The following is a 23747-nucleotide window of genomic DNA, read 5'->3' on the forward strand; positions in this document are numbered from 1 at the left end:
ATCTCCGCGGTGGGCCACTCAGCTGCCCTCAACCGCCAGTTCGTAATACAGCGCCGGGCCATCGGGCAAGCCACCCGTGTCCAGGCGCAGTTGCAGCGCACCCTCACTCAGCTGGGTGGTCAACGGCGCGCGCCGCTCGCCCGCCAACGAGAGCGGCCACACGCGCAGGCGCTGCGCCTGCTGGCCGCGGTACGCCAAGCGTGCCTCGATGCTGCGTATCTGCGGCGGGTGAACGCCCAGCTGGCGCAGGCGCGTGCGCTCGGCATCATCGAAGCTCATGCCGGTATTCTGCGCATCGGTCAGCACGAACAGCAGCATGCGCCGGCTCTCGGCCAGCGGCTTGCCGTCCAGCGAAGAGAGCGCAAAGAGCGCCGGCCCCGAGGTTTGCAGCACCTCCAGCGCGCCCAGCTTGATAGCACCGCGCTGTAGCGTGGCCGCTTCGCTGCGTGGGGTCTGCAAGCTGATGCGCTGCGCGCCGGCGTCGAACAGCAGCTGGCCGGTGTCGGTCTCATAGCGCCGCTCGCGCATGCTGGTGCGATTGGCCGGGCCGATCAGCCCCTGCTCACGCAGAATGGTGGGCTCACTGATGAGGGCCTCGGCCCCCGCCTTCAGCAGGCCCGACTCCAGCTTGGCCAGCCAGGCCGGTCGCGCATCCGTCAGCTCGAACGCCAACTCGTTGGCGCGGGCCTTGGCCGCCGGCGCGCCGGGCGCTCCGACTTCGAGCCCGATCGCTGCCACCAGGCCCATGCGCGAAAGCCCCTCGGGCACCTGCTCCCAGCCACCGCTGCGCGCTAGCAGGCGCTCGCCATCCAGGCGCAAGCGAATGCGGTGCTGTGCCGGCGCCACATCGCCGCGCAGGAACAGCAGCGCCGCCAGACGCTCCGTGGCGCGGGCAATCGGATCGCCACCCACGCCAAATGGGTACATCGCCTGCATGCGCCGGTAGGGCGTGGGGCCGTAATCGAACTGCACCGGAAACTCGGCAAACTGGCAGATCGCATCCCAGTCCTGATGCGCCGCCACGGCCGGCATCAGCAGGGCCGACTCATGCCGCCACTGGTTCCAGAACGGCTGCCCGTACTCGCTCACCGTGAAGGGCTTGCCCCATTGGCGCGCATTCGTCAGCTCTCTCACGTAGCGCGCCACGTTGCTATGCACGCTGCTCTGCTCGATGCTGGAGCCCGCCTGGCCATGGTTGCTGGGCAGGCTATGGTAGCTGTGCATGTCCACCCAGGCGTTGCCGGCCCGGCTCAGATCGGCCTGCAGAAAGCCCCAGTTGTCGAAGGCCGTCGTGAGCCCTTTGAAACCCAGTTTGCGCACCTGCCGCTCCATCGCCTGGCGCGCCTGGTCCTCCAGCTCCACGGCAAAGCGCGCGAAGTCGATATCACGTGGGCCGCGGCCGCGCAGCTCGCCGGGCAAGGCCATGCGGCCCTGCAGCGACTCGCCGGCCGGCAGCGCGGCACCCCAGGCCCTGGCCAGAGCCGCGTCATCGGCGTAGCGCTGCTTGAGCCAGGCCTGGAAGCGCGGCTGCAGCGCCTCGGGGTAGCGGCCGCCTCCGGTGGTGGCCATGAAGGCCAGCGAGCCCTCGTTCACCAGGATCATGCCCAGCATGGCCGGATCGCGCAGCGGCGCCAGCCCGGTGTAGGGATTGGTGCGGCCCCATAGCCGCTCGACCAGCGCGGCCCAATGCTCGAAGCCGGCCTCCGACACCAGCGCATCGAGCTTGGCCTGGTGCTTTTTCACATAACGATTTGGCTGCACATCTCCGTAGGCGGCGTTGTCGGAGGTCATGCCATCCACCAGCCAGTAGATGCCCGCCTGCTTAAGTTGGGCGAGCAGGAAGTGCAAACGGTCCAACTGCTCGGGATCAAAATCGAAATCACCCTTGCGCCCGGCCATCAGGTGGGCGTCGACGAAATGCAGCCGCACCAGGTTGTAGGCACTGCGCCGCAGCGCCTCCACCAACCGCGGCGCATCGCGCTTGCTCGGCAAGCCGCCGCTGAGCCCGGAGAGCGCCATCGAGGCGCACAGAAAGCGCGTCGGCGTGGCACGCTGCTCGAAACCGATGTGGCCCTCGCCCACCACGCGGGCCCAACCATATTTGCCGGCGGCGCCGTCGGCGTTGAGGGCGCTGAAGTCCAGGGGGTTGTTGCTGCCGGTGACCTCGATCGAAGTGCTGGGCAGGCTGACCCACTGAACATCAGCTGACCAGGCTGCGCCCGAGCTAAAGCAGGCCCACGCCGCAGCCCAGGTAGCAAGCCGGGCGTTTGCGCTAAACATTAACTGTCACTCACGTCGCTGGCGAGCACTTGGCTGGCCACGGGCAACGCCGGATCGATCTGAGGCTTGACCACGCCCCGCAACAAACCCGCAAGGTCAACACACCAAGAAAGCACCGCGTAGCAGCCCATGACCAAGCTGCGCTTCTTCAACGCCATGAGCAGAGGTGGCGAAAGCAAGGCTGCCACAAACACCCAAACCGTGACCAGTTTCGCCAATGAGCCGAACGCCAGCATCAGCAACACGAGCCACCAACCCAGCACCACCATCAGCTTGCGCACACCCTTCAGCGCTGATCCGAACCAGGGCGTGCCGAGACTGGCACGAAGCAATTCGCCAGCGCCATTCACATAGCCCGAGCGCCAGCGCTTGCGCACCAAGATCCAGAGCGGATCGGTATGACCGTAATGACGCACGGCCACCAAGCCTAGCCGCTCCATGCGCCAGCCCGCCGCCGTGAGGCGCAAAGCAAGTTCAAGCTCTTCGCAGGAGTGCAGATTGCGGTTGGTGAAGTAGCCCACTGCCTCAATCGCCTCGCGGCGAAACAGCCCGCCGCCGTTGAGCCGATCCACCGGGCCCGGCTTCATGTCCCTTGGATCACGCTGCTTGCGCGCACGGAACTCGATATTGTCGAAATTCATGTCCTCGATCAGCCCACCAACGCCAGCCAGGCCGGGATCGACATCCAGGCGTTGCATGGCGGCCAGCAGCCAGTCGCGCTGCAGCTCCATATCGCCGTCGATCAGCAGGATCAGTCGCCCACGTGCGTGCTGAAAACCCAGCTGCGCGCCCACCCCGCAGGAGCGATCACGCTTGTGCAGCAGTTGCACCACCTCGGCGCCCTGCGCCAGCGCAAGCTCCACTGTCCGGTCGTCCGAGAGCGAGTCGGCCAGCAGAATCTGCGCAGAGATGCCTGCCGCGGCTGCGCGCGCAGTCGCCACCGTGCGCTCGATGTTGCGCTCCTCGTTCAAGGCCTTGATGACGATGGTGAGTTCGCAAACGCCCATGGTCATGGCTTCTGCAAGGCACCGGCAAGCGCGTCGGCACTGCCGCCCGCATTGCGACGCCACACCGGGATGCGCTGCGCCAAATGCTCATGCAGCGCTGATTCGCGCTCGCGCAGCAAGCTGAACGAAGCCCACAGAGTCGCGCGCGACACTTTGGGCGTGTCGAGCACGTAGTCCAGCGTGTCGAACAGATCCTGGTTCAGGCCCTTGGCCTTGATGCTGTAGGCGATCGAGATGGTGGGCACCTGCTGCGACCAGCCAGCCACCGTTGCGTGGGTGCGCGCGGCAATGAGGAAGCGGCTGGCGCCTACGATGGCCTTGAGTTGGGCGGCGTTGTAGCCGCGCGGCACGAGGGCCAAGCGTTCGCTTGCGCCACCACAGGCTGCGAGCAACTTGGCCATGTAGGCCGAGTCACTGTTCTCGGCATTGCCGTCGAGTGGATCGACGTGCGGCAATAGTGCCACTCGCAATGAAGTCTCGCTGAGCACGCGTGTGATGAAGGCTGAGCATTCGCCGAACAGGGAGCCGCCCGGGTTCTGCCGCTCCCAACCTTGCGCGATCAGCGGGCTCACGTTGAAGGCGAGCACACCATCCGTGGCGCCGGCATAAGGAGCCGGCAGTTCGGTGGGTTCAGGCTCAAGGCGGAAGGCGGGGTCGGCCACGAGCGTCGCGTTGCTCAGGCCCAGGCCCTGCAAATAGCGCAAGCTGGCTGTCTCGCGCACGGTAATCGCCGAGTAGCGCTTCAGGTGCTTGACCATGTAGCGCTCGATCACGGGATCCGCCGTGAAGGGCCCCACGGAGGCGGCAAAAAGCATGGTCGGCTTGCCTGCGCGGCGAGCCGCATCCATCAGGCCGCTCCAGATGAACAGCGAACCCGGTCCGTAGTCGAGCGAGATCACATCGCCACCGATCATCAGCACGGCATCGCATTGAGCGAAGTCGGCCGACACCTCCGGGCTTGGCGTGTAGCGCGGCTCCCAGAGCGGCAGCAGAGCCGGCAGACGGGTAATGGCCCGGTTCCACCATTTGATCGAAGCCGGTCGCGGCGGAGCCGGTACGAACTGACCGCCCTGGGCCGACATGCCTGGCCATTGACGCCCGTCGCGAGCTGCATCCAGCGTTGGCACCATGAACTCGGCGCCAGGAAAACGCTCCCGCACGATACCGATGACGGAGCGCACCAGGGCCTCGCAGCCGCGATTGCCAAAATTCTGCTGACCGGCAAGATAGAACTTCATGTCGTGATGTCTTTGAAAGCGTCTCAATCGGGATGTACCGAATCGACCGTCGCACGCTTGCCGCCCAAGCGCTGTGGCAGCATCCGCCATATCAGCACCCGCTCGGCGGCGGAAAATGGCTGGCTTACCCACGCCGCGCCCGCATAGAAAATCAGCACCACCGGCACCGCAAGCAACAGGCTTGCACGGCCATGCGTGCCTACCCAGAGGTCCAGCAACCATGCGGCAAACGCCGCCAACGCGGCGGCCGCTAGCAGCTTGCCCCAAGCCAGCCCATCGATACGAAAGCCAAAGCCGCTGCGACGCAGCAGCATCAAGGTAAAACTGCACCAAAGGATCTCACTGGTCCACAGGCCCAGCACCATGGCAGTGGAGCCAAGCCGTGGGGCCAGTGCCACCCCCAGCAACACGCCAGGCACCGACACCACGGTGCCCCAAAGCACCGCGCGACTGTTTTCCATGGTGGTGGCCAGCATCGACAGCACCAGATGGGTGCCGTTGAGGATCAACAGCAAGGTAAGCAAGAACAGGGTCAGCCCCGCATCCGGGTAGCGCCCGCCAGACAGCCAGTCGGTGAACGCGCCGCCGGCCACCGCAAACAGCGCAGCCAACGGCAGCAGCAACAGCAGATTGATCTTCAAGACCAAATTGCCTACCTCATTCAACTGCTGAGTGTTGCCCGGCTGCTGCTGCCGCGCCACCAACATCGGCCGGACGAGGCCCAGCAGCAGATTCGCCGGCAAGTACCGCTGCAGCACAAAACTGACTGCGTGCGCGAAACCAAAGCTCGCAGCCTCTGCTGCACCCAACAACCGACTGACGATGAGCTTGATGGCGTCGGGGCTGTAGAGCTGGGTCATGCACTGCGCCAGATAGAGCGGCAGCGCAAATGGCAGAAGCCGGCTCAACCCGAAGTCAGAGGCCCTCACCCCTACGGGTTCGTTGACGGCCTGCCTTGCCCCCAATGAATGCAAGCGCGCTCGATGAGCGCCGTGCATCAACCAGATGCCGAGCAGCAGGCCGAGACTGAAGCTAGCAAGCTCAACCGCGATGACATCGGCAAGCTTGAGCTCACCGTGCCAATGCCACAGCGCTACGACCACCAGCAAGCGCATGCCATTTCTGGCGATTGCGCAGATCTGCGCCCGGCCCTGCTCAAGCAGCGATTCAAATACCAGCTCCAGATAGCGGGCAGAACCTTCCGCGAAGACAACGCCGGCATACAGAGGCAGTGCCTCGCCAAGTATCGGTTGCCCCAACGCATTGGCAGCCAGCTGCGCGCACCCTGACAGGGCGACGGCAACAGCGGCTAGCGTCAGCATGCGATAGGCCAAAGACCACCACACCAACGTCGTGAGCTTGTGCAAGTTCTGGGGAAGCCGCGCCTCGGTCAGATAGCGCTGAGCGAATGCAAACACGCCAGCATTGCTGACCAACAGCGCAATTTCCAGCAGCGCGATGAGGACGATGTACGCGCCGTAGGAAGGCACATCCAGCACTCGAACAAGGACAAGCAACCAGCTCAGCCCGACCAGGCCGGCCGCCAGTTTCCCCACCGCGAAGAAGAGCATTCCGCTGCGAAGGCGCGCCACGCTGAATGGTTGCGCGCCCCCGGGATGCGAACCGGCACTCATGCGGCTACCCGCCTCGCGGTGTACTCAGGCCGGACTCCGCAGCAGACATGGCCATGATCGAAGGTGTGGCGAGCGCAGCGCTGGCGCGATAGCCCAATCGCCGCAACAGCACAACTTGTCCCATGGAAAAGAACACCAGCAACTGAACCACCGGCGTATCCACGGCATCGCGGTTGTAGATCACACCGAGGGCCGCCATTCCCAACAAACTGCCGGCCAGAAAAGCAGTTTCGCGCTGCGCTGCCGTCAGACCGCCATGACCACTTAGCCTTACGCCCATGAGGGCAGCAAGCGACAGCATTGCAAGGAATGACAGTGTGCCGACGAGCCCGCTATCCCAAAGCAAGGTACTCGCCCCCGTCGTGTCCAGCGCAATCGTGTACTTGCGCGCTTCATCGCCCATGCCCAGCAGGCTGGAGCCACGGCTTGCGCCCAGGCCGTGCCCCACGAAGAAGTGCAAGGCATCGCTGCCGAGATCGTGCCGCTGCCACCAGAACTTCAGGGCGGCCACCCGGCCCAAGCGGCCATACTCAGCACGGTACTCGTCGGGGTCGAAGGCGTATTTCAGCTGCTTGTCGTAGATCTGCTCAAGTGTCTGGCTGCCGCCACGCGCCTCATAGAAGGCAGTCTTGTAGACCCAACCGATACCGAGCAGCAGGGTGCCGCCCATCACCAGCGTCAGCACCGCGCGCACCGGCTGGCGCAACACCTGGCGCGCAAACAACAGCAGGAACACCAGGGCCAGCCAGACGAAGGCAGCCTTGACCTCGGCCATGGCGATGGGCGCCATGCACATCAGCACCAGCAGGCCGCCCCAGAGCGGATGCAGGCGTCGCTCGCGCATGCGCCAGAACAGCGCTGCCATCGCCAGGCACAGCAGCAGCGCCATGGCGGCGCTGTGGCCGCCGCTCTCGGGGTTGCCTCCCAGAGTCCCGACCACGGCATCCCAAGCTGCGGCGTCGTTGCGCTTGGCCGCAATGACAAAGCGCTGGTAGGCCGCCACCGGCCATTGCAGGCAGGCCACCACGATCACCGCATTCCAGAACCAGCGGCTGGCGCGCTCGGGCAGCGCACACCAGATCACCACCAGCAGCACGCCCCACATGAACCAATAATTCTTGGCCGCCACGAACACCTGGCCAAACGAGGGCAAGGCCACGGCGGTGGCAAACAGGCCGGTGGCCAGATAGGCGATGGCCAGCACCGTGAGCAGGCGCGGCCCGCGCGGGCCCGGCTGGCTGCGCCGCCCGCCTTCGGCCAGGCGCTGCGCCGCGGGCACGGGCCGCAAACGCTCGAGCAGGGCGCGGAAGGCGAACAGCAGGCCCATCAGGTAGGGCAGCCAGAAGGCTTGCTGGACATGGGCAAAGTAGTCAATCACGCCCGCCACGACGCTGGCAGCCACAAAGGCAAGCAACATCAGCACATCGAGCGGCAGCACAAAGAACACCACCAGTGCAGCCAGGCCCAAGTAGGGCAAGGCCGCATAGGGGCCAATGGCGGCATTGACCGCCGCCAACAGCATGGCCATCAGGACCAGCCCGGTGCCAAGCAGGAGGGCCGGCCACTCGAACTTGCGTTTGCCTGCTTGCATCATGATGTCAGCTCAATCCGCCGTACGGCTCAGGTAGTCGGCATAGGCCAGGCGCACACCGTCTTCCAGCGCGGTGCTGGCGATCCAGCCCAGGGCGGCGAGCCGGCTCACGTCCATCAGTTTGCGCGGCGTGCCATCGGGTTTGCTGGCGTCGAACACCAGCTCGCCCGTGAAGCCCACCACGCGCTGTACGGCTTGCGCCAGCTCGCGGATGCTGAGGTCGCTGCCGGTGCCGATATTGAGCAGGCTGCCGTCGTAGCCACGCTCCATCAGATACACGCAGGCATCGGCCAGGTCGTCCACGTAGAGGAACTCGCGCAGCGGTGTGCCGGAGCCCCACACCACCAGGCTCGGCTGGCCCGCCAGCTTGGCCTCATGGGCCTTGCGTATCAGCGCCGGCAGCACATGGCTGCTGGCGAGGTCGTAGTTGTCGTTGGGCCCGTAGAGATTGGTGGGCATCACGCTGATGTACTGGCGGCCGTACTGGGCGTTGTAGGCCTCGCAGAGCTTGATGCCGGCGATCTTGGCGATCGCGTAGGGCTCGTTGGTGGTCTCCAGCGGGCCGGTCAGCAGATAGTCTTCCCGCAGCGGCTGCGGCGCCAGCTTGGGGTAGATGCAGCTGGAGCCGAGGAACATCAGGCGCTGCACACCCGCCAGATGCGCGCCATGGATCAGATTGGCCTCGATCATGAGGTTCTGATACAGGAAGTCGGCACGATAGACGTTGTTGGCCTGGATGCCACCCACCTTGGCCGCCGCAATGAAGATGTAGTCGGGCTGCTCGCGCGCCAGCCACGCCTGCACGGCGCGTTGATCCAGCAGGTCCAGCTCGGCGCGAGCGGCGGTGACGATGCTGGTGTAGCCGCCGCGCTGCAGCCGGCGCACCAGGGCCGAGCCCACCATGCCGCGATGGCCGGTGACGAAGATCTTGGCGCTCTTGCTGTCTGCTTGCATCTGCACGGCCGCGCTCACTCGTTGTAGTCGTAGGCCTGGAAGCCGGCGAGCTTGACGAGGCTGTCGCGGCGCGCGGCGGTGTAGTCGGCCAGCACCATCTCGCTCACCAGCTCGCGCAGCGTGGTCTTGGGCGTCCAGCCCAGCTTTTCCTTGGCCTTGCTGGGGTCGCCCAGCAGGGTCTCGACCTCGGTGGGGCGGAAGTAGCGCGGGTCGACCTTGACGATCACCTCGCCCACCTTGCATTTGGCCTTGTCGCCCGTCACCGCCGCCACGCGGCCGATCTCGGCCGCGCCCTCGCCCTCGAAGGCAACCGTGATGCCCAGCTCGGCGGCAGCGAACTCGACGAACTGGCGCACGCTGTATTGCACGCCGGTGGCGATGACGAAGTCCTCGGGCTGCTGCTGCTGCAGCATCAGCCATTGCATCTCGACGTAGTCGCGCGCATGGCCCCAATCGCGCAGCGCGCTCATATTGCCGAGGTAGAGGCAGTCCTGCAGGCCCAGCGCGATGCGCGCGATGGCGCGCGTGATCTTGCGCGTCACGAAGGTCTCGCCGCGGATCGGGCTCTCGTGATTGAAGAGGATGCCGTTGCAGGCATACATGCCGTAGGCCTCGCGGTAGTTCACCGTGATCCAGTAGGCATACAGCTTGGCCACCGCGTAGGGGCTGCGCGGGTAGAAGGGCGTGGTCTCCTTCTGCGGGGTTTCCTGCACCAGGCCGTAGAGCTCGCTGGTGCTGGCCTGGTAGAAGCGCGTCTTCTTCTCCAGGCCGAGGATGCGGATCGCCTCCAGGATGCGCAGCGTGCCGATGCCATCGGCATTGGCGGTGTACTCGGGCGTCTCGAAGCTCACCGCCACATGGCTCATGGCGGCGAGGTTGTAGATCTCGTCGGGCTGCACCTGCTGGATGATGCGGATCAGGTTGGTGCTGTCGGTCAGGTCGCCATAGTGGAGCTTGAAGCTCTGGTGGTCGACATGCGGATCCTGGTAGAGGTGGTCGATGCGGTCGGTGTTGAACGAGGAGGCGCGGCGCTTGATGCCATGCACCTCGTAGCCCTTGTTCAGCAGCAGCTCGGCCAGGTAGGCGCCATCCTGGCCTGTCACGCCGGTGATCAACGCAATTTTCTTTGTAGCTGGTGTCACGGAACTTCCCTTCAACTCTTCAACTTGCTACCGAACACCCGCGGCACCAGGCCCGGGGCCATGGACTGCTTGAGGTCGGCAATAAACTGGGCTTGCTGGGCATAGGCCTGTTTGTCATCGGCATTGATGCTGGAGACACGCACCAGCATGCCATCCGGAATGATGCCGCGCAGCCCATAGCGCAGTTGCGCCAGCTTCTGCTCCTGCCCAGAAACCACCGCGTATTCGCCCACCGCCAACCAGAAGGTCACGGGCTCGATACGGCCACCCAGCTTTGCCACCATGCGGCGCACAGGCAGGCCACCGCCGGGCAGGGCCACTTCGGCATTGACACTCGAAACGATATCGAAACCTTGCGCCGGATAGCAGACATCGGGGCGATGCGCACGAGTGGCATCGGACTGGTCACCACCGTAGGCCACCGACAGCATGATGCGCGTGCCGTCGGCATTCACATAGGTGCGGCTAAGCGTCTGCGCGTAGAGCTTCTCGAGAATCGCCTTGAGATCGGGCGAGACGATGCCGACCGGCTGGCGCTCGTCTTCCACCCAGGCGCCGATGCGCTTGGGGAAAGTGAGCTCCAGATCGAGCTTTTGCTGCTGATCGGCCAGATGAATGGTGGGCCGAGCCACATGGCCCAGCACAGCGGCCGACACCAGGCAGATCGCCACCGCGACCGCATGTAGGCGCAGACGCTTCATTGCCGGACGCCCCGCTCAGCCCGGAAGAACAATCCCAGCAGCTTGTCCATCACCAGCATCATGCCGAGTGCCAGCATGAACAGCACCATGCCGGCGAAGCCATGCACAAAACCCTGGCCGGCTTCATCGCCGAAGTAGTAAGTCACCAGCACCAGGATCATCACGCGACAGATATTGGCCACAAAGGCGATTGGCACCAGCGCCAGGGCGAGAGCAATATTGCGGCCTGCCGAGGTGTACTTCATCAGGTTCATGTAAAGCATGCCCAGCGCCTCAAGCGTGAACATCGAATTCAGGCCGGCACAGGCGTCGGCCACCAGCAACTGGTATTGCCCGACGGTCAGCGTGACACCCGAGCGCCCCACCGGGTAGCCCATGTGGTACAGCAAGGCACTCGCCACCGCCGACACCGCCGATTTGAGAGGTGCGGTGACGGCAGCTACCAGGGACTCGGGCAGCGGCACCATGAAGAGCAGGAAGAACAGCGGGAACCAGATCAGGCGCAGGCCGCCCCACCCTTTGAAGATCAGTGCCAGCCCGGCAAGCACCAGGATCTGCGAGCCCATGTCGAAGATCCAGATGTCCTGCGACCAGCCCACCGCGAACAGCAGACAGGCAAACACCAGCAAGGCATAGCCAGACAGCGGCGCCGGCCTGTCCTCCAGTTCGACCAGACGATGGCGAGCTGCAAACAGGAGCCACAGGCTGACGGCAAAGATGATGGGGCCATGGCCCTGCTCATCGGTGCGCCAGATGCTCTGACTCAGCTCGACATAGACTGGCCCATACATGGCCAGCAAGGCGCCGAACACCAGCAGGGCTGCCGGCAGATCCAGGCCTCGGGGTAGCCATGTTGGCGTGACGCTGCTCGACATAGGGGTGCTGACATCCAGCCTGCTCACTGGATCAGAATTCGTTCATCACGGCGCCAAGCAGCTTCACCGAGCTGCCTGAGAGGCTGGCCACCAGATCCTGCAATTCGTCGTACTTGCACGCGTCTTTGCGGGCCACGACCAGGGCCGCACCGCACTTGGCCGCAACCACGCAACCATCCGCGCCAACAGCAGCAGCCGCAGTGTCAACGATGACGTGGTCGAACTTGGAGCTCAGTTCCCGCATCAACAGTCCGAAAGCAGGACGTTCGATCAGCTCGAGGGGATTGGGCGGGATGGCGCCAGCGGGCAGGACGAACAGGCTGGGCACGCCCTCAACATGCTGAATCACCTGCGCCTCGGTTCGGCCAGAAAGAATCGTGGTGAGACCGGCGGCGTTTGAGACCCGGAACACCTCATGCTGGCGTGGCGAGCGCAGATCGGCATCCACCAGCAAGGTGCGGCCGCCCAACTGGGCCAGCGCAACCGCCAGATTGGCCGCCAGATAGGTTTTGCCATCGCCACCTTGCGGACTGATTACCGCCAATGCAGTACGCGGCCCGACAGCGCCGTTCAGGCGCATGGTTACCTGGCTGCGGGTGGCACGAATAGCCTCGGCCTGCACGGAGAAGGGTTGGTTCAGGGCCACCAGTTCGGGGCTGGACACGCGCCGCTCGGCCGTGGCCAAGGGATAGTGGAACTGCTGCGCCAATGCGCTCAGCACATCGTCTTCGCTGGCAAGCCCAAGCGCCACCGCTGCCTCGCCGAAGCGCACGCCACGCTCGCGTTGATAGACCAGCACCTTCTCGACTTCCGCAGCGCTCAGGCTGCGGGCGTCTCGGATGATGTCACCGATGGTGCGACCTTGGATGGTCGTCGCTGCTTGTTCTGTGCTCACGGTCTTGGAATCCTCTGCTGTGTCGGCGTGCATGTTCAAGCACTCGCGCCCGAGCCGGTGTTCGGCCCAAGCAAACGGCTTTGCATCAGATTGGCCTTGGCCGTGCGACCAAAGAGCCGCTTCGCCGTGGGGCGAGGCATGGTGCCGATGATGGGCAAGGCCACCGCCTGCACGATGTCTTCGGCGCTGCGTACGCGACGATCGTTCATCTCGAGGATGATGGCCACACCAAGTGCCAACAGACCGCCAACGAACACCGCCAGCGCCATGTTCAGGCCCAGGCGGGGAGTGGTGGCCTGCACTGGCGCCACAGCCGGCGTCAATACCGAGACGTTGCTCTGATTGGCCTGGCTCTCCAGGGTGGTCTGGTTGAGGCGCTGCATGATCAGGTCGTAACTGCGCTGGGCATTCTCGACATCGCGCAGCAGCACCGAGCCTTCGTCGCGCACGGCCTTCATTTGCAGCACCTTGTTGCGCTGAGCCGCCAGCGAGGCACGCAGTTCATTCACGCGCTGCTGGTTGATCGAATTCGCCACCGACACGCCGCCGGTCACCTTGCTGGTCTCGGCGTCGACACGCTTGCGCAACTCGGCCAGATTGGCCTTGAGTTCGAGCACCTGGGGGTGGTTGTCGCCCAACTTGGCGTTCAATTCCTGCAGACGCGCCTCGGCGCGCGCTTGGTCGGCCTTCAGGCTGGCGATGAGCGGGTTGGCCAGCACTTCCTGGATGCGATCGGCCGAGCCGCCACGGGCGGCAGCCTGGCGGCTGCCCGACTCGCTGGCCTGCGCCTGCAGAGCCACATATTGGCTAGAAAGTTCGTTCAAGCGGCCGTTCTCAACGTCCAGGCGCTCGTCGGAAGCGATGATGCCCTTTTCCTTCTGGAACTCGGACAGCTGCGACTGCGCCTTCTCCAGCACATCCCGCGCTTCCTTGGCCCGCACGTCGAAGAAGGCCGAGTACTGCTTGGCGGGCTCGACACGCAACTCAAGATTGGTTTCGAGATAGGCCTGCACAAAGGCGTTCGCCAGCGCCGCGGCGAAACGTGGATCCGGCGCCTTGTAGGCCACGCTGATCACATTCGACTCGCGCGAGGGCTTGACGTCGAGGTTCTTCTGAAAGGTGTCGCTCAGCCACTGCTCGATAGTGCCCTCACCCTGTGTGTCGTCCTGCCACTGATCGCGAATGGTGGCATTCTCGGTCAGCTTGAGGTTACGCACCACGCGGTAGGCCACGCGATCGCTGGTGATGACGTCGATCTGGGTGGCAATCAGGCTCTGGTTGGGGCCGCCCGAGTAGAGCACGGCACTCAGCGGATCGGGCTTGACGTCCAGCACCACCGAGGCGACCGCTGTGTACTTCTTCGGGAGCACCAGGCTCACGATCAGGGTCACCAACAACATGGTCAGGAAGATCGCGGAAGAGATCTTCCAGCGCGCCCGGAGGATAGACAGAAACTGTGCGAATGACATGCTGACCTCGGCTTAGAACAAGCTCTCTTTGACGTACACCACGTCACCATCCTTCAGCTGCTCGTCCATCGCCGGCTGAATGACCTGGACCTTGCCGTCGCTGCCCTTGCGGTGCACGCGGATGCCCTTCTCGGTACCGCGCTGGTTGATGCCACCGCCGGTGGCCAGGCTCTGCATCAGGGTCATGCCGCGCTCCAGCCGCATCGGGCCGGGGCGCTGCACTTCGCCGTAGATGTAGACCATCGGGGCGCGGTCGACCCACAGCACGTCGCCGTTCTGGATCACCACGTCCTGGCCGCGGCCGCCGGGGGCGAAGATGGCGGGCAGGTCGATCTCGGTGCGGTAGGGCTGGCCGTTGCGGGTGCCGGTCAGCACCAGGGTCTCGCCGCCGGTGCCGGCCACGCCACCGGCATTGGCCAGCAGGTCGGTCAGGCGCGTGTCGGCCAGCTCCAGCGGATAGCGGCCGGGGCGGTTCACCTGGCCCAGCACGCTGGCCTGGTTGCCCTTGACCTGCAGCACCACGATGGTGACCTGCGGGTTCTTGACGAAGTTGCCCTTGCGCAGGCCGTCGGCGATCAGCGCCTCGGCCTGGGTGACCGAGAGGCCGCCGATGCGGATGGTGCCCAGCAGCGGGAAGGTCAGCACGCCGGCCTCGGAGACGCGCGTCTCGAGGGTCAGGTCTTGATTCTGGTAGACGCTGATCCGCAGCACGTCACCGGAACCCAGGCGGTATTCGGCCGTGGCGGTGGTGGCGGCCTGCGCGAGCGCGCTGCCGGCAGAAAAAACGCCGGTCGACAAGGCGCCGACCAGCGCGAGGCATGCGCCGAGGCGCTGCGTGTGCTTGACGTGGCTGGCGATCATTTCTTCAGGCCCATTCCCTTGGAGATGGCGGAGGCGTCCAGGCCGCTGGCGGCCGGTGCGGGTGCGGGCGCTGCGACGGAGGCCGCCGGCGTGGCCTCGGCAGCCGGGGCCGCGCCGGGCGCGCCGGGCGCGCCGGGCGCGCCCTCGGCAAACTTGCCGACGTACTCGATCTTGGCGGCCTCGCGCAGGGCCTTCATGTCCTTCTGCACCAGCTCGCTCTTGCGCTGGTTGGTGAGGAACTGCTCGATCGCGGGGCGCGCCTGGTCCTCGCCGACCGGCTGGCTGCGCGAGCCCACCAGGAACAGCACCTGCAGGCCGTTGGGGCCCTGGCTGATGACGGAGTCGCCATCCTTCATCGCGGCGATGCGGTCGAGGCTGGCGAGCGGCAGCTGCTCGGCGGCGCGCACGGCCTGGTTGCCGGTGAAGCGGAATTCGTTGGCCTTCAGGAACTCGACGAACTCGCCCATGTTCTTGGCGGCCTGCAGCTTGCTGCGCAGGGTCTCGAGCTGATCGGGCTTGGCCTCGATGGCGATTTCCTGCAGGCTGTAGAGGCGGCGCTCCTTGAAGAGCGCAGGCTTGGCGCTGTAGTAGGCGGCGATCTCTTCGGCGGTGGGCTTGGCCACCGCCTCACCGGTGCGCTCGACATAGGCGCGGGCCAGGATCTCGCGCTTGGCGGCCTCTATCTGCTGCACCACGCGGGGGTCGCGATCGAGCTTGAGGTCCTGCGCCTTCTGCACCGCCAGCTCCTGCTCGATCAGGCGCTCCAGCACCTGGCGCGAGGCGGCTTCGGCCTGCTCGGGCTTGAGGCCTTGCTGGCGCTGCAGCACGAAGTTGATTTGATGAACGGTGATCTCTTCCTTGTTCACCTTGGCGGCGGTCTGGGAGGCCTTGTCGCCGCCCTTCTTGTCGCCGCAGCCGGCCAGCACCAGCGTGAGGGCGGCCGCTGCGATCACGGCCACGCGCAGACCCGCCGCGCCCTGCTTCTTCATCATCAAGTTCATTGCTTTGACTTTCTGTATTCCAAAGGACCCAGAGCCACCAACATCACAGTGATCATCGCTGTGCCCGGCTCTCCCCAACCCTGCACGGCCGCCCGCGCACAAGCACAGGCAGCACCCGGTCCGTCTTCGGCCAGCGAGTGTAGCTTTGCGAAATGACAGTTGACCCCCCTAAGGCGTCAGCGCGTTACGAAAAGCGGCGGCTCGCCCGCAGGCGCAAGACGTGACCCCCTGCCAGCGCAGGGATAGCGCAAACCATAGCCCCAATTGGGGCACGCGAGCGGCTCGTTGGCGCTCAAACGCGGGGGGAAGAAACCCTAGGAGGCAGGCCTCGGAGCTGCGCCTGTCAGCATTTGATGCCGGCGTGCAGCGCGACGATGCCGCCGCTGAGGTTGTGCACGTCCACATGGCCGAAGCCGGCCGTCTTCATCATGGCCTTGAGGGTGGCCTGATCGGGGTGCATGCGGATCGACTCGGCCAGATAGCGGTAGCTCTCGGCATCGCCGGCGATCCATTGACCCAGGCGCGGCAGGATCTTGAAGGAGTACCAGTCGTAGGGCTTCTGCAAGGGCTCGGCCACCTTGGAGAACTCCAGCACCAGCAGGCGCCCGCCCGGCTTGAGCACGCGGCACATCTCGGCCAGCGCGCGGTCCTTGTGCGTCATGTTGCGCAGGCCGAAGGCCACGCTGACGAGATCGAAGCTGGCATCCTTGTAGGGCAGCGCCTCGGCATCGCAGAGGTTGGTGGGCAGCACCACGCCCTCGTTGAGCAGGCGGTCGCGGCCCTGGCGCAGCATCGCCTCGTTGATGTCGGTGTGCACCACCATGCCGGTCTCGCCGACCTTGGCGGCGAAGGCCTTGGCGAGGTCGCCGGTGCCGCCGGCGATGTCGAGCGCGCGCTCGCCGGGCTTGAGGTTGGCCACCGCCACGGTGTAGGCCTTCCAGGCGCGGTGCATGCCCATGGACATGAGGTCGTTCATGATGTCGTAGCGCGAGGCCACGGAATCGAACACGCCGCGCACGCGGCTGGCCTTCTCGCGCTCGTCGACGGTCTGGAAGCCGAAATGGGTGCTGCTCATGATGGGGCCTTCAAATATTCGTCAATGGTGGTGGCCGCAGCTGCCGCCGTGGGCGGCGGCCTTGCCAGGCATCGGCGCATCGCGATCCACGCAGGCGGCAGCCAGGCGGGCCTCGTAATCGCGCCAGAGCTGCGCGGCATTGGCGCCCAGCTCGTACAGATAGTCCCAGGAGAAGATGCCGCTGTCGTGGCCGTCGGAAAAACGCGGCTGCACGGCGTAATGGCCCACCGGCTCCAGCGCATCGATGCCCACCAGGCGCTTGCCGGTCTGCAGGGTCTCCTGGCCGGGGCCATGGCCCTTCACCTCGGCAGAGGGGCTGTAGACGCGCATCAGCTCGAAGGGGATGCGAAAGCGCGCGCCATCGTCGAACGCCACCTCGAGCACCCGCGACTGCTGGTGCACGGTGAGCTCGGTGGGCTTGGGGGAATTGCGGTTCAGGCCGGCCATGGCGCCAGTGTAGCCGGGGCATCACCTCTGGTTGCCGAGCCCGATCTGGTCTAGGGTGCCCGCACCGCTCTCCTCTGACCAGAACCCCAGATGCACAAAATGCTTCGCCCCGCCCCTCTCGTCGCCGGCCTGCTGCTGGCCTTCCTGCCCACGCTTGGCGCCCAGGCGCTGGACCTGAAAGGCCTCTCCAGCGAGGTGCCGGCCTGCAGCGATTTCTATGGCCATGTGAACGGACTGTGGGAATCCCGCACCGAATTGCCCGCCAATCGCCCACGCATCGGCAGCTTCGATGACCTGCGCCGCGCCAACGACGCGCTGCTGGAAAAGGCGCTGGCCGAGCTGGTGCAGGATGCCAAGGCGCAGAACAGCCCGGGCCTGGCGCTGCTGGCCGCCTATTACAGCAGCGGCATGGATCTGGCCGCCATCGAGGCGCGCGGCCTGGGCGCGCTGCAGCCGCTGCTGCAGCGCATCGACGCCCTGCAGACGCCCGAGCAGTTGCCCACCCAGTTGCCCGTGCTATTGGCCGAGCTGGCGCGCGTGCAGGTGGTGGCGCCGCTGGGCGGCTTTGTGCGCGCCGACCCGATGGAGCCCACCCGCCAGGCGCTGACCCTGGGCGCCGGCGGCCTGGGCCTGCCCGACCGCGACGACTATTTCGCCACCAGCGCGAGCGCCGAGCGCATCAAGACCGCCTACCGCCGCTATGCCCAGGCCCTCATGGCCGCCGCCGGCACGCCGCTGGACGCGGCGGCGCTGGACGCCGTGCTGGCGCTGGAGACCGCGCTGGCCGAGGCCACCAAGCCGCGCGCCCAGCAGCGCGATCCGCGCGCCAGCTACAACCCCATGAGCCCGGCCGAGCTGGCCGCGGCCGCGCCGGGCTTCGACTGGCTGGCCTATCTGAACGGCCTTACCGGCACGCCCACGCGCAAGGGTGGGGTGGAACGCCTGATCGTCAGCCAGCCCGAGTTCGCCAAGCGCGTCGGGCAGCTGGCGGCCGGCACGCCCGCGTCGACCTGGCGCAACTACCTGCGCCTGCGCCTGCTGGATGCCAGCGCCGACCGCCTGCCCAAGGCCTTTGCCCAGGCCCATTACGACTACTACGGCGCCACCATCCTGGGCCTGAAGGCGCCCGCGCCGCGCAACGAGGAGGTGATCCTGGCGATCGGCGGGCGCACCGGCGGCGCGCCGCTGGGCCAGGCGCTGGGCGAGCTGTTCGTGCAGAAGGCCTTCCCGGCCGAGGCGCAGCAGCGCGCGCTCGCGCTGGTGGCCGACATCAAGAGCGCGATGCGACGCCGCATCAGCGAGCTGGGCTGGATGAGCGCGCCCACCAAGCAGCGCGCGCTGGAGAAGCTGGACGCGATGGTGCCCAAGATCGGCGCACCGGAGCAATGGCCCGACTACCAGGGCCTGAGCCTGGCCAAGGACGACTACGCCGGCAATCTGCTGCGCGCCAATGCCTGGGCCACGCAGCGCCAGATGAATGAGCTGGACCAGCCGACCAACCGCAAGCGCTGGTTCACCAGCCCGCACATCGTCAACGCCTTCGCGGGCGGCCTCAACGAGATCACCTTCCCGGCCGGCATCCTGCAGCCACCCTTCTTCGACGCCAAGGCCGACGACGCGGTGAACTATGGCGGCATCGGCATGGTGATCGGCCATGAGATCACCCACCACTTCGACGACCGCGGCCGCCAGTACGACGGCCAGGGCCGACTCAAGGACTGGTGGACCGCCGAGGACGCCGCCGCCTACAAGGCGCGTGCCGAACGCGTGGTGGCGCTGTATGGCGGCTACCGCCCGCTGCCCGAGATGGCCATCAATGGCCAGCTGACCCTGGGCGAGAACATCTCCGACATGTCGGGCCTGCCGATCGCCTACGAGGGCCTGCAGCTGGCGCTCAAGCGCAGCGGCAAGACCGAGAAGGTCGACGGCTACACGCCCGAGCAGCGCTTCTTCCTCTCCAACGCCATCGTCTGGCGCGGCAAGGTGCGCACCGAGTTCCTCATCAACCAGCTGCGCACCGACGGCCACTCGCCCGGCAAGTTCCGCGTGCTGGGCCCGATGTCCAACTCGCCGGCCTTCGCCAAGGCCTTCGACTGCAAGCCGGGCGATGGCATGGTTAGCACCGACCCGATCACCGTGTGGTGAGGCACGCACAAAAAAAACCCTGCGCCGCAGCGCAGGGCAAAGGGAGGGATCGAAGGAATGAACGGCGGCGGCCGGCTTACCAGCTGAGCGTCAGGCTGTAGCTGCCCGAGCCGCTGTAGCGCAGCGCCCGGACGTAGAGCGTCACGGCGCTACTGCCGGTATTGCTGTAGCTGAAGCTGTCGCTCTGGCCGGCGGCGTTCTCCGAGGCACGCAGCTGGCTGCCGGCGCTGTTGTAAAGATAGAGGTCGTAGTCGCTGCTGCTGCTGCCGGCGGTGAGCGTGGCGCTGAGCGTCTTGCCGGCCGGCAGGCTGATGCGGAAGTAGTCCACCGTGTCGGTGCTGGACAGGCTGCCGCTCACCTTGGCGGGCGCGCTCACGACATTGGCCGCGCCCATGCTGTTGTTGGCCTCGGTCTCGTTGAGCGTGGGCAGGCCGCCGCCGCTGATGGCGGTGACGGCAGCCGCCGCATCCAGCAGGCCGCTGCCGCAGCCGCTGCAGCTGCCGGGAAAGGCGCGCGCGCTGCTCTTCAGCGCCGCCTCGATCTGATCCGGCGTGGCGCCGGGCTTGGCGCTGAGCATCAGCGCGGCCACCCCGGCCACATGCGGCGTGGCCATCGAGGTGCCCTGGTAATAGGCGTAGCTGTCGGCGCCCGGGCTGCTGGTGCCGGCATTCAGCGTGGAGAGGATGCCGTTGCTGGCCGAGGCGCGCACATCGCCGCCCGGCGCCGCCAGATCCACCACGGTGCCGTAGTTGGAGTAGTAGGCGCGCGCGCCATAGCGGTCGGTGGCGGCCACCGCCACCACGCCGGCGCAATTGGCCGGGTTGGAGTTGCTGGCGTTCTGGTTCTCGTTGCCGGCGGCCACGATCACCACCGTGCCGCGCGAGCGCGCACTGCTGATCGCATTCTGCGTGGCGGTATCGCAAGCGCCGCCACCGCCCAGCGACATATTGATGACGCGCGAGGGCGTGGCGTTGGCGGGCACACCGGACACGCTGCCGCCCGAGGCCCAGACGATGGCGTCGGCGATGTCGGAGGTGTAGCCACCGCACTTGCCCAGCACGCGCACCGGTTGCACCTTGGCATTGAAGGCGATGCCGGCCACGCCGCTGGCATTGTTGGTCTTGGCGGCGATGGTGCCGGCCACATGGGTGCCATGCCAGCTGGAGTTGCTGGCGGGCTCGCCGGTGCCGCATTCGCCGGCGGCCACCCAGTCGCCGGGGTCGCTGGCATCGCCGTCACGGCCGCTGCCGTCGTTGGCAATGCTGGTCTGGGTGATCATGTCGTAGCCGGCCACGGTCTGGCCCGACAGGTCGGCGTGCGGGCGGATGCCGGTATCGATCACCGCCACCACCACGCCCGTGCCGGTGGCCAGGTCCCAGGCGGCGGGCGCGCGGATGCCCGCCGTGGCCTCGTACAGATCCCATTGCTGGTTGTACTGGCTGTCGTTGGGCGTGAACAGGGCATAGACCTTGCGATCGGGCTCCGCGTATTCGATGCTGGCGTCGCTTTGCTGCAGCTGCGCCGCCAGGCGCTGCACCTGCTCCAGGCTGAGGCGGCGATCGAGCTTGTAGACATGCGCGCCCACGCCGGTCTGGCGCAGCAGCTGCAGCTTCACGCCGGCCTGCGCGGCCAGGCCCTGCGCATGGCCCAGGCGCGCCTCGAGGGTGGCGCCGTCGAGGCTGCGCGCCACCTGGATGCTCAGGCCGCCGATCTGCTGGGTCTGGCTGGCGTCGCGGTATTTGACGATCAGGCGGTCGGTCTGCGTGCTGCGCGCCGCCGCGGGGCGGTCCACCTGGGTGGCCGAGATGCCGGCCTGCGCCGCCGTGCCGATCAAGCTGCACAGGGCCAGCGCCAGGGCGCCCTGTCTGCCAAGGAAGATGCTCATGTTTGCTCCAAAGTTGTGTTGGCGGCGGCCGCGATCGCGGCGCCCCTTGCGCCTCGCCAGGCCGGATCGCGGCGCGGCGGGGCAGCCCCATTTCGGTGCGGTATGCGCCCAAATCAACAGGGAGCGCGCAGTGTAGGAAGGCGCGGCGGCGCCAGGCGCATCCACCTGTAAGAGCTTGCAGGCAGGTGTTTCCCGTTGGGTGAAAACACTTAGACAGGCGTAGCAAGACCTGACCCCGGGGGTCAGGTCTTGCTAGTCTGACCGGCTCAGCGCGTGGTGAACAGCAGCGCCGCGCGCAGTTGGTCGTCCAGCTGCGCCAGCGGCAGGGGCAGCCGGGCTTCGGCGGGCGTGGCCAGCGTGCGCTGGCGCTCGCCCCAGATCGGGTTGGGGAAATGGCTGTCCCAGTCGAAGCGGGCGATCACGTGCCAGTGCAGATGCGGCACCATATTGCCCAGGCTGGCGAGGTTCAGCTTGGCTGGCGCGAGCGCCTGGCGCAGCACCTGCTCGACGCGGTAGACCACCTCCATGCAGGCGCTGCGCGCCGCCAGGTCGAGATCGCTGAACTCGGCCACATGCGGCTGCCAGATGACGCGGTAGAAGGCCGGGAAGTCGGCGTCGGCGACGCGCACCACGCGCCATTGCGGACGCTCCACGATGAGCAGGCCGCCAACTTCGGCACACAGGGGGCAGGCGTGGGTGGTGTTGCTCATGGCAGGCGTTCCGGGCGGCTTAAGATGCCGCGACTGTAGCCGCCTGCCGTGGAAGGAACGCATCGATGCTTGCTCGCCGTGTCTGTCTCATCGCCATCTCCACCCTGGCCGCGCTGGCCGGTCATGCGAGCCAAGCCGAAACCTGGCCGGCCAAACCGATCCGCTGGGTGGTGGCCTACCCGGCCGGCGGCGGCTCGGATTTCCTGGCGCGCCAGCTCGCGCCCCAGCTCGGCAAGCAGCTGGGCCAGCCGCTGGTGATCGACAACCGCCCCGGCGCCGGCGGCATGATAGGCACCGACGCCGCGGCCAAGGCGCCCGCCGATGGCTACACCATCCTCAGCGGCGACAACGGCGCGCTGGTGTTCAACAGCGCCATGTACAAGAAGCTGCCCTATGCGCCGGCCGATCTGGCGCCGGTGGGGCTGATGGCCAAGTTCCCGCTCATCCTCACCGTGCACCCGGGCGCCGGTTTCAGCAGCGGCAAGCAGTGGCTGGACGAGGTGAAGGCCAACCCGGGCCGTTACAGCTATGCCTCGCCCGGCATCGGCAGCCCGCACCATCTGGCGATGGAACTGGTGAAGGACCGCAGCAAGAGCTTCATCGTGCACGTCCCCTACCGCGGCACCGCCTTCGCGGTGCAGGACCTGATGGCCGGCGTGGTGCCGATGGCCATCCTCGACACCGCCGCCGGCCTGCCGCATATCCGCGCCGGCAAGATCAAGCCGCTGGCGGTGCTGACGAAGAAGCGCATCCCGCAGCTGCCGGACGTGCCCACCTTCGAGGAGCTGGGCCTGAAGAACGTGGACGTGGCGGCCTGGCAGGGCCTGTTCGTGCCCAAGGGCACGCCGGCCGAGGCGGTGACGCGGCTTTCCAGCGAAATGCAGAAGGCGATCCAGCTGCCCGAGGTGCGCAGCAAGCTGGAAGACTTCGGCCTGGAGCTGGCGCCCAGCGACGCCCCCGCGCTGGCGCGCTTCGTGCAGGCCGAGACCCAGACCTGGCATGCGCTGATCAAGGAGCGCAAACTGGCGGCGGAATGAACCCACACGCCGTCGCCGCCACCCTGCTGCTCGCGCTGACCGGCTTGGCCGGCCTGGCCCGGGCGGCCGCGCCGGCCTGCGAGAAGAAGCTGCGCTGGAACGACGACCCGCCCTTCTCCATGCGCCTGCCCGACGGCGCGATTGGGGGCGTGCAGATCGACATCAACGTCGAGGCGCTGCGCCGCATGGGCTGCGGCGTGAAGCTGGTGGAGATGCCCTTCGCGCGCGCCCTGGTGGAGCTGGAGCATGGCGATCTGGATGTGCTGGCCGGCGCCTTCAGGCGCCCCGAGCGCGAGGCCTATGCCTGGTTCTCGACGCCGGCGCTGCACTCGCGCAATATGCTTTACATACGCCGCGCCGACGCGGCGCGCTGGCCCTTCAAGAGCCTGCTCGAGCTGCGCGGCAGCCCCTTCAGGCTGGGCGCCCAGATCGGCGTGGTCTACGGGCCCGACTACGCCGCCCTGATGCGTGATGAGGTGTTTGCCCGCGGCGTGAGCAAGGTGAGCAATCGGCACGGCCTGTGGCAGATGCTGGAGCGCGGCCGCATCGACGGCGTGATTGCCGACGAGCTGACCGCCGAATTCGAGCTGGCGGGCCTGAAGCTGAGCGACAAGCTGCTCAAGACCCAGGTGATGGTGTCGGACGAACCGGCCCCCACCGCCTTCAGCATGCGCAGCACCGACCCGGGCTTCGTGGAGCGCTACAACAGCACCATCGAGGCGATGCGCCGCGACGGCAGCCTGCAGCGCATCGTGCAGCGCTACCTGAGCGCCGAGGCCGCTGCCGCCGCCCTGCCCTAG

Annotated in this window: 20 protein-coding genes; 3 read left to right on the top strand and 17 right to left on the bottom strand. The window is 66.6% G+C overall.

Annotation, left to right across the window (positions count from 1 at the left end):
- Positions 1-18: 18 nt before the first annotated feature.
- From AC3WQY_RS02680 to AC3WQY_RS02750, 15 genes are all read right to left on the bottom strand, one after another.
- Positions 19-2280, bottom strand: a complete 2262-nt coding sequence (locus AC3WQY_RS02680; protein WP_492705566.1) for a beta-galactosidase — start codon at positions 2278-2280, stop codon at positions 19-21.
- On the bottom strand, positions 2280-3293 hold the full coding sequence (locus AC3WQY_RS02685; RefSeq protein WP_492705568.1) for a glycosyltransferase: 1014 nt from the start codon (positions 3291-3293) through the stop codon (positions 2280-2282). Before AC3WQY_RS02685 ends, AC3WQY_RS02680 begins: the two co-directional genes overlap by 1 nt.
- A complete protein-coding gene (locus AC3WQY_RS02690) occupies positions 3290-4525 on the bottom strand; it encodes a polysaccharide pyruvyl transferase family protein (protein ID WP_492705570.1) in 1236 nt (411 codons plus the stop codon). The genes AC3WQY_RS02685 and AC3WQY_RS02690 overlap by 4 nt, the downstream gene beginning before the upstream one ends.
- Positions 4526-4548: 23 nt before the next feature.
- Positions 4549-6159 carry a polysaccharide biosynthesis protein gene (locus AC3WQY_RS02695; RefSeq protein WP_492705572.1) on the bottom strand — a complete coding sequence of 537 codons (1611 nt, stop codon included), beginning with the start codon at positions 6157-6159 and terminating at the stop codon, positions 4549-4551.
- Positions 6160-6163: 4 nt separating this feature from the next.
- Positions 6164-7750: a hypothetical protein gene (locus tag AC3WQY_RS02700; protein ID WP_492705574.1), complete on the bottom strand. Its 1587-nt coding sequence runs from the start codon at positions 7748-7750 to the stop codon at positions 6164-6166.
- Positions 7751-7762: 12 nt separating this feature from the next.
- Positions 7763-8704 (bottom strand): GDP-L-fucose synthase, encoded by a 942-nt coding sequence (fcl, locus tag AC3WQY_RS02705; RefSeq protein WP_492705752.1) that lies wholly within the window; start codon positions 8702-8704, stop codon positions 7763-7765.
- A gap of 14 nt (positions 8705-8718) precedes the next feature.
- Positions 8719-9846, bottom strand: coding sequence for a GDP-mannose 4,6-dehydratase (gene gmd, locus AC3WQY_RS02710; protein WP_492705576.1), 1128 nt, complete (start codon positions 9844-9846; stop codon positions 8719-8721).
- Positions 9847-9857: 11 nt separating this feature from the next.
- The gene (gene epsI, locus AC3WQY_RS02715) at positions 9858-10547 is read right to left on the bottom strand and encodes an exosortase-associated protein EpsI, B-type (protein WP_492705578.1); all 690 of its coding nucleotides are present in this window, start codon (positions 10545-10547) and stop codon (positions 9858-9860) included.
- Positions 10544-11359, bottom strand: coding sequence for an exosortase B (gene xrtB, locus AC3WQY_RS02720; protein ID WP_492705580.1), 816 nt, complete (start codon positions 11357-11359; stop codon positions 10544-10546). Before xrtB ends, epsI begins: the two co-directional genes overlap by 4 nt.
- A gap of 94 nt (positions 11360-11453) precedes the next feature.
- Positions 11454-12317, bottom strand: coding sequence for a polysaccharide biosynthesis tyrosine autokinase (locus tag AC3WQY_RS02725; RefSeq protein ID WP_492705582.1), 864 nt, complete (start codon positions 12315-12317; stop codon positions 11454-11456).
- 35 nt (positions 12318-12352) lie between these two features.
- Complete coding sequence (epsF, locus tag AC3WQY_RS02730; protein WP_492705584.1) at positions 12353-13786, bottom strand: chain length determinant protein EpsF; 1434 nt, start codon at positions 13784-13786, stop codon at positions 12353-12355.
- A 12-nt stretch (positions 13787-13798) separates the two neighbouring features.
- Positions 13799-14647, bottom strand: a complete 849-nt coding sequence (epsE, locus tag AC3WQY_RS02735) for a polysaccharide export protein EpsE (protein ID WP_285231116.1) — start codon at positions 14645-14647, stop codon at positions 13799-13801.
- Positions 14644-15639, bottom strand: coding sequence for an EpsD family peptidyl-prolyl cis-trans isomerase (locus AC3WQY_RS02740; RefSeq protein ID WP_492705586.1), 996 nt, complete (start codon positions 15637-15639; stop codon positions 14644-14646). The genes epsE and AC3WQY_RS02740 overlap by 4 nt, the downstream gene beginning before the upstream one ends.
- 352 nt (positions 15640-15991) lie before the next feature.
- Positions 15992-16723, bottom strand: coding sequence for a bifunctional demethylmenaquinone methyltransferase/2-methoxy-6-polyprenyl-1,4-benzoquinol methylase UbiE (ubiE, locus tag AC3WQY_RS02745; RefSeq protein WP_492705588.1), 732 nt, complete (start codon positions 16721-16723; stop codon positions 15992-15994).
- Between the two features lie 21 nt (positions 16724-16744).
- Complete coding sequence (locus tag AC3WQY_RS02750; protein ID WP_492705590.1) at positions 16745-17170, bottom strand: gamma-butyrobetaine hydroxylase family protein; 426 nt, start codon at positions 17168-17170, stop codon at positions 16745-16747.
- Positions 17171-17269: 99 nt separating this feature from the next.
- Here AC3WQY_RS02750 and AC3WQY_RS02755 point away from each other — a divergent pair, with 99 nt between their 5' ends.
- On the top strand, positions 17270-19315 hold the full coding sequence (locus tag AC3WQY_RS02755; RefSeq protein WP_492705592.1) for a M13 family metallopeptidase: 2046 nt from the start codon (positions 17270-17272) through the stop codon (positions 19313-19315).
- A 76-nt stretch (positions 19316-19391) separates the two neighbouring features.
- Here AC3WQY_RS02755 and AC3WQY_RS02760 read toward each other — a convergent pair whose 3' ends face one another.
- Both AC3WQY_RS02760 and AC3WQY_RS02765 read right to left on the bottom strand, forming a co-directional pair.
- Positions 19392-21200 carry a S8 family peptidase gene (locus AC3WQY_RS02760; protein WP_492705594.1) on the bottom strand — a complete coding sequence of 603 codons (1809 nt, stop codon included), beginning with the start codon at positions 21198-21200 and terminating at the stop codon, positions 19392-19394.
- A gap of 266 nt (positions 21201-21466) precedes the next feature.
- Positions 21467-21910, bottom strand: coding sequence for an HIT family protein (locus AC3WQY_RS02765; protein WP_492705596.1), 444 nt, complete (start codon positions 21908-21910; stop codon positions 21467-21469).
- A 65-nt stretch (positions 21911-21975) separates the two neighbouring features.
- Here AC3WQY_RS02765 and AC3WQY_RS02770 point away from each other — a divergent pair, with 65 nt between their 5' ends.
- Positions 21976-22947: a Bug family tripartite tricarboxylate transporter substrate binding protein gene (locus AC3WQY_RS02770; protein WP_285231110.1), complete on the top strand. Its 972-nt coding sequence runs from the start codon at positions 21976-21978 to the stop codon at positions 22945-22947.
- Positions 22944-23747: a substrate-binding periplasmic protein gene (locus tag AC3WQY_RS02775; RefSeq protein ID WP_492705599.1), complete on the top strand. Its 804-nt coding sequence runs from the start codon at positions 22944-22946 to the stop codon at positions 23745-23747. Before AC3WQY_RS02770 ends, AC3WQY_RS02775 begins: the two co-directional genes overlap by 4 nt.

Source organism: Roseateles sp. FW301-B2 (genome assembly GCF_058788955.1).

Bases quoted from the DNA above. Each gene is read 5' to 3' on its own strand.
- fcl (WP_492705752.1), bottom strand. From the start codon at position 8,704: ATGCAAGCAGACAGCAAGAGCGCCAAGATCTTCGTCACCGGCCATCGC.
- ubiE (WP_492705588.1), bottom strand. From the start codon at position 16,723: ATGAGCAGCACCCATTTCGGCTTCCAGACCGTCGACGAGCGCGAGAAG.
- AC3WQY_RS02695 (WP_492705572.1), bottom strand. From the start codon at position 6,159: ATGAGTGCCGGTTCGCATCCCGGGGGCGCGCAACCATTCAGCGTGGCG.
- epsI (WP_492705578.1), bottom strand. From the start codon at position 10,547: ATGAAGCGTCTGCGCCTACATGCGGTCGCGGTGGCGATCTGCCTGGTG.
- epsF (WP_492705584.1), bottom strand. From the start codon at position 13,786: ATGTCATTCGCACAGTTTCTGTCTATCCTCCGGGCGCGCTGGAAGATC.
- epsE (WP_285231116.1), bottom strand. From the start codon at position 14,647: ATGATCGCCAGCCACGTCAAGCACACGCAGCGCCTCGGCGCATGCCTC.
- AC3WQY_RS02755 (WP_492705592.1), top strand. From the start codon at position 17,270: ATGCTTCGCCCCGCCCCTCTCGTCGCCGGCCTGCTGCTGGCCTTCCTG.
- AC3WQY_RS02750 (WP_492705590.1), bottom strand. From the start codon at position 17,170: ATGGCCGGCCTGAACCGCAATTCCCCCAAGCCCACCGAGCTCACCGTG.
- AC3WQY_RS02770 (WP_285231110.1), top strand. From the start codon at position 21,976: ATGCTTGCTCGCCGTGTCTGTCTCATCGCCATCTCCACCCTGGCCGCG.
- AC3WQY_RS02685 (WP_492705568.1), bottom strand. From the start codon at position 3,293: ATGACCATGGGCGTTTGCGAACTCACCATCGTCATCAAGGCCTTGAAC.
- AC3WQY_RS02760 (WP_492705594.1), bottom strand. From the start codon at position 21,200: ATGAGCATCTTCCTTGGCAGACAGGGCGCCCTGGCGCTGGCCCTGTGC.
- AC3WQY_RS02775 (WP_492705599.1), top strand. From the start codon at position 22,944: ATGAACCCACACGCCGTCGCCGCCACCCTGCTGCTCGCGCTGACCGGC.
- AC3WQY_RS02690 (WP_492705570.1), bottom strand. From the start codon at position 4,525: ATGAAGTTCTATCTTGCCGGTCAGCAGAATTTTGGCAATCGCGGCTGC.
- AC3WQY_RS02740 (WP_492705586.1), bottom strand. From the start codon at position 15,639: ATGATGAAGAAGCAGGGCGCGGCGGGTCTGCGCGTGGCCGTGATCGCA.
- AC3WQY_RS02765 (WP_492705596.1), bottom strand. From the start codon at position 21,910: ATGAGCAACACCACCCACGCCTGCCCCCTGTGTGCCGAAGTTGGCGGC.
- AC3WQY_RS02700 (WP_492705574.1), bottom strand. From the start codon at position 7,750: ATGCAAGCAGGCAAACGCAAGTTCGAGTGGCCGGCCCTCCTGCTTGGC.
- AC3WQY_RS02680 (WP_492705566.1), bottom strand. From the start codon at position 2,280: ATGTTTAGCGCAAACGCCCGGCTTGCTACCTGGGCTGCGGCGTGGGCC.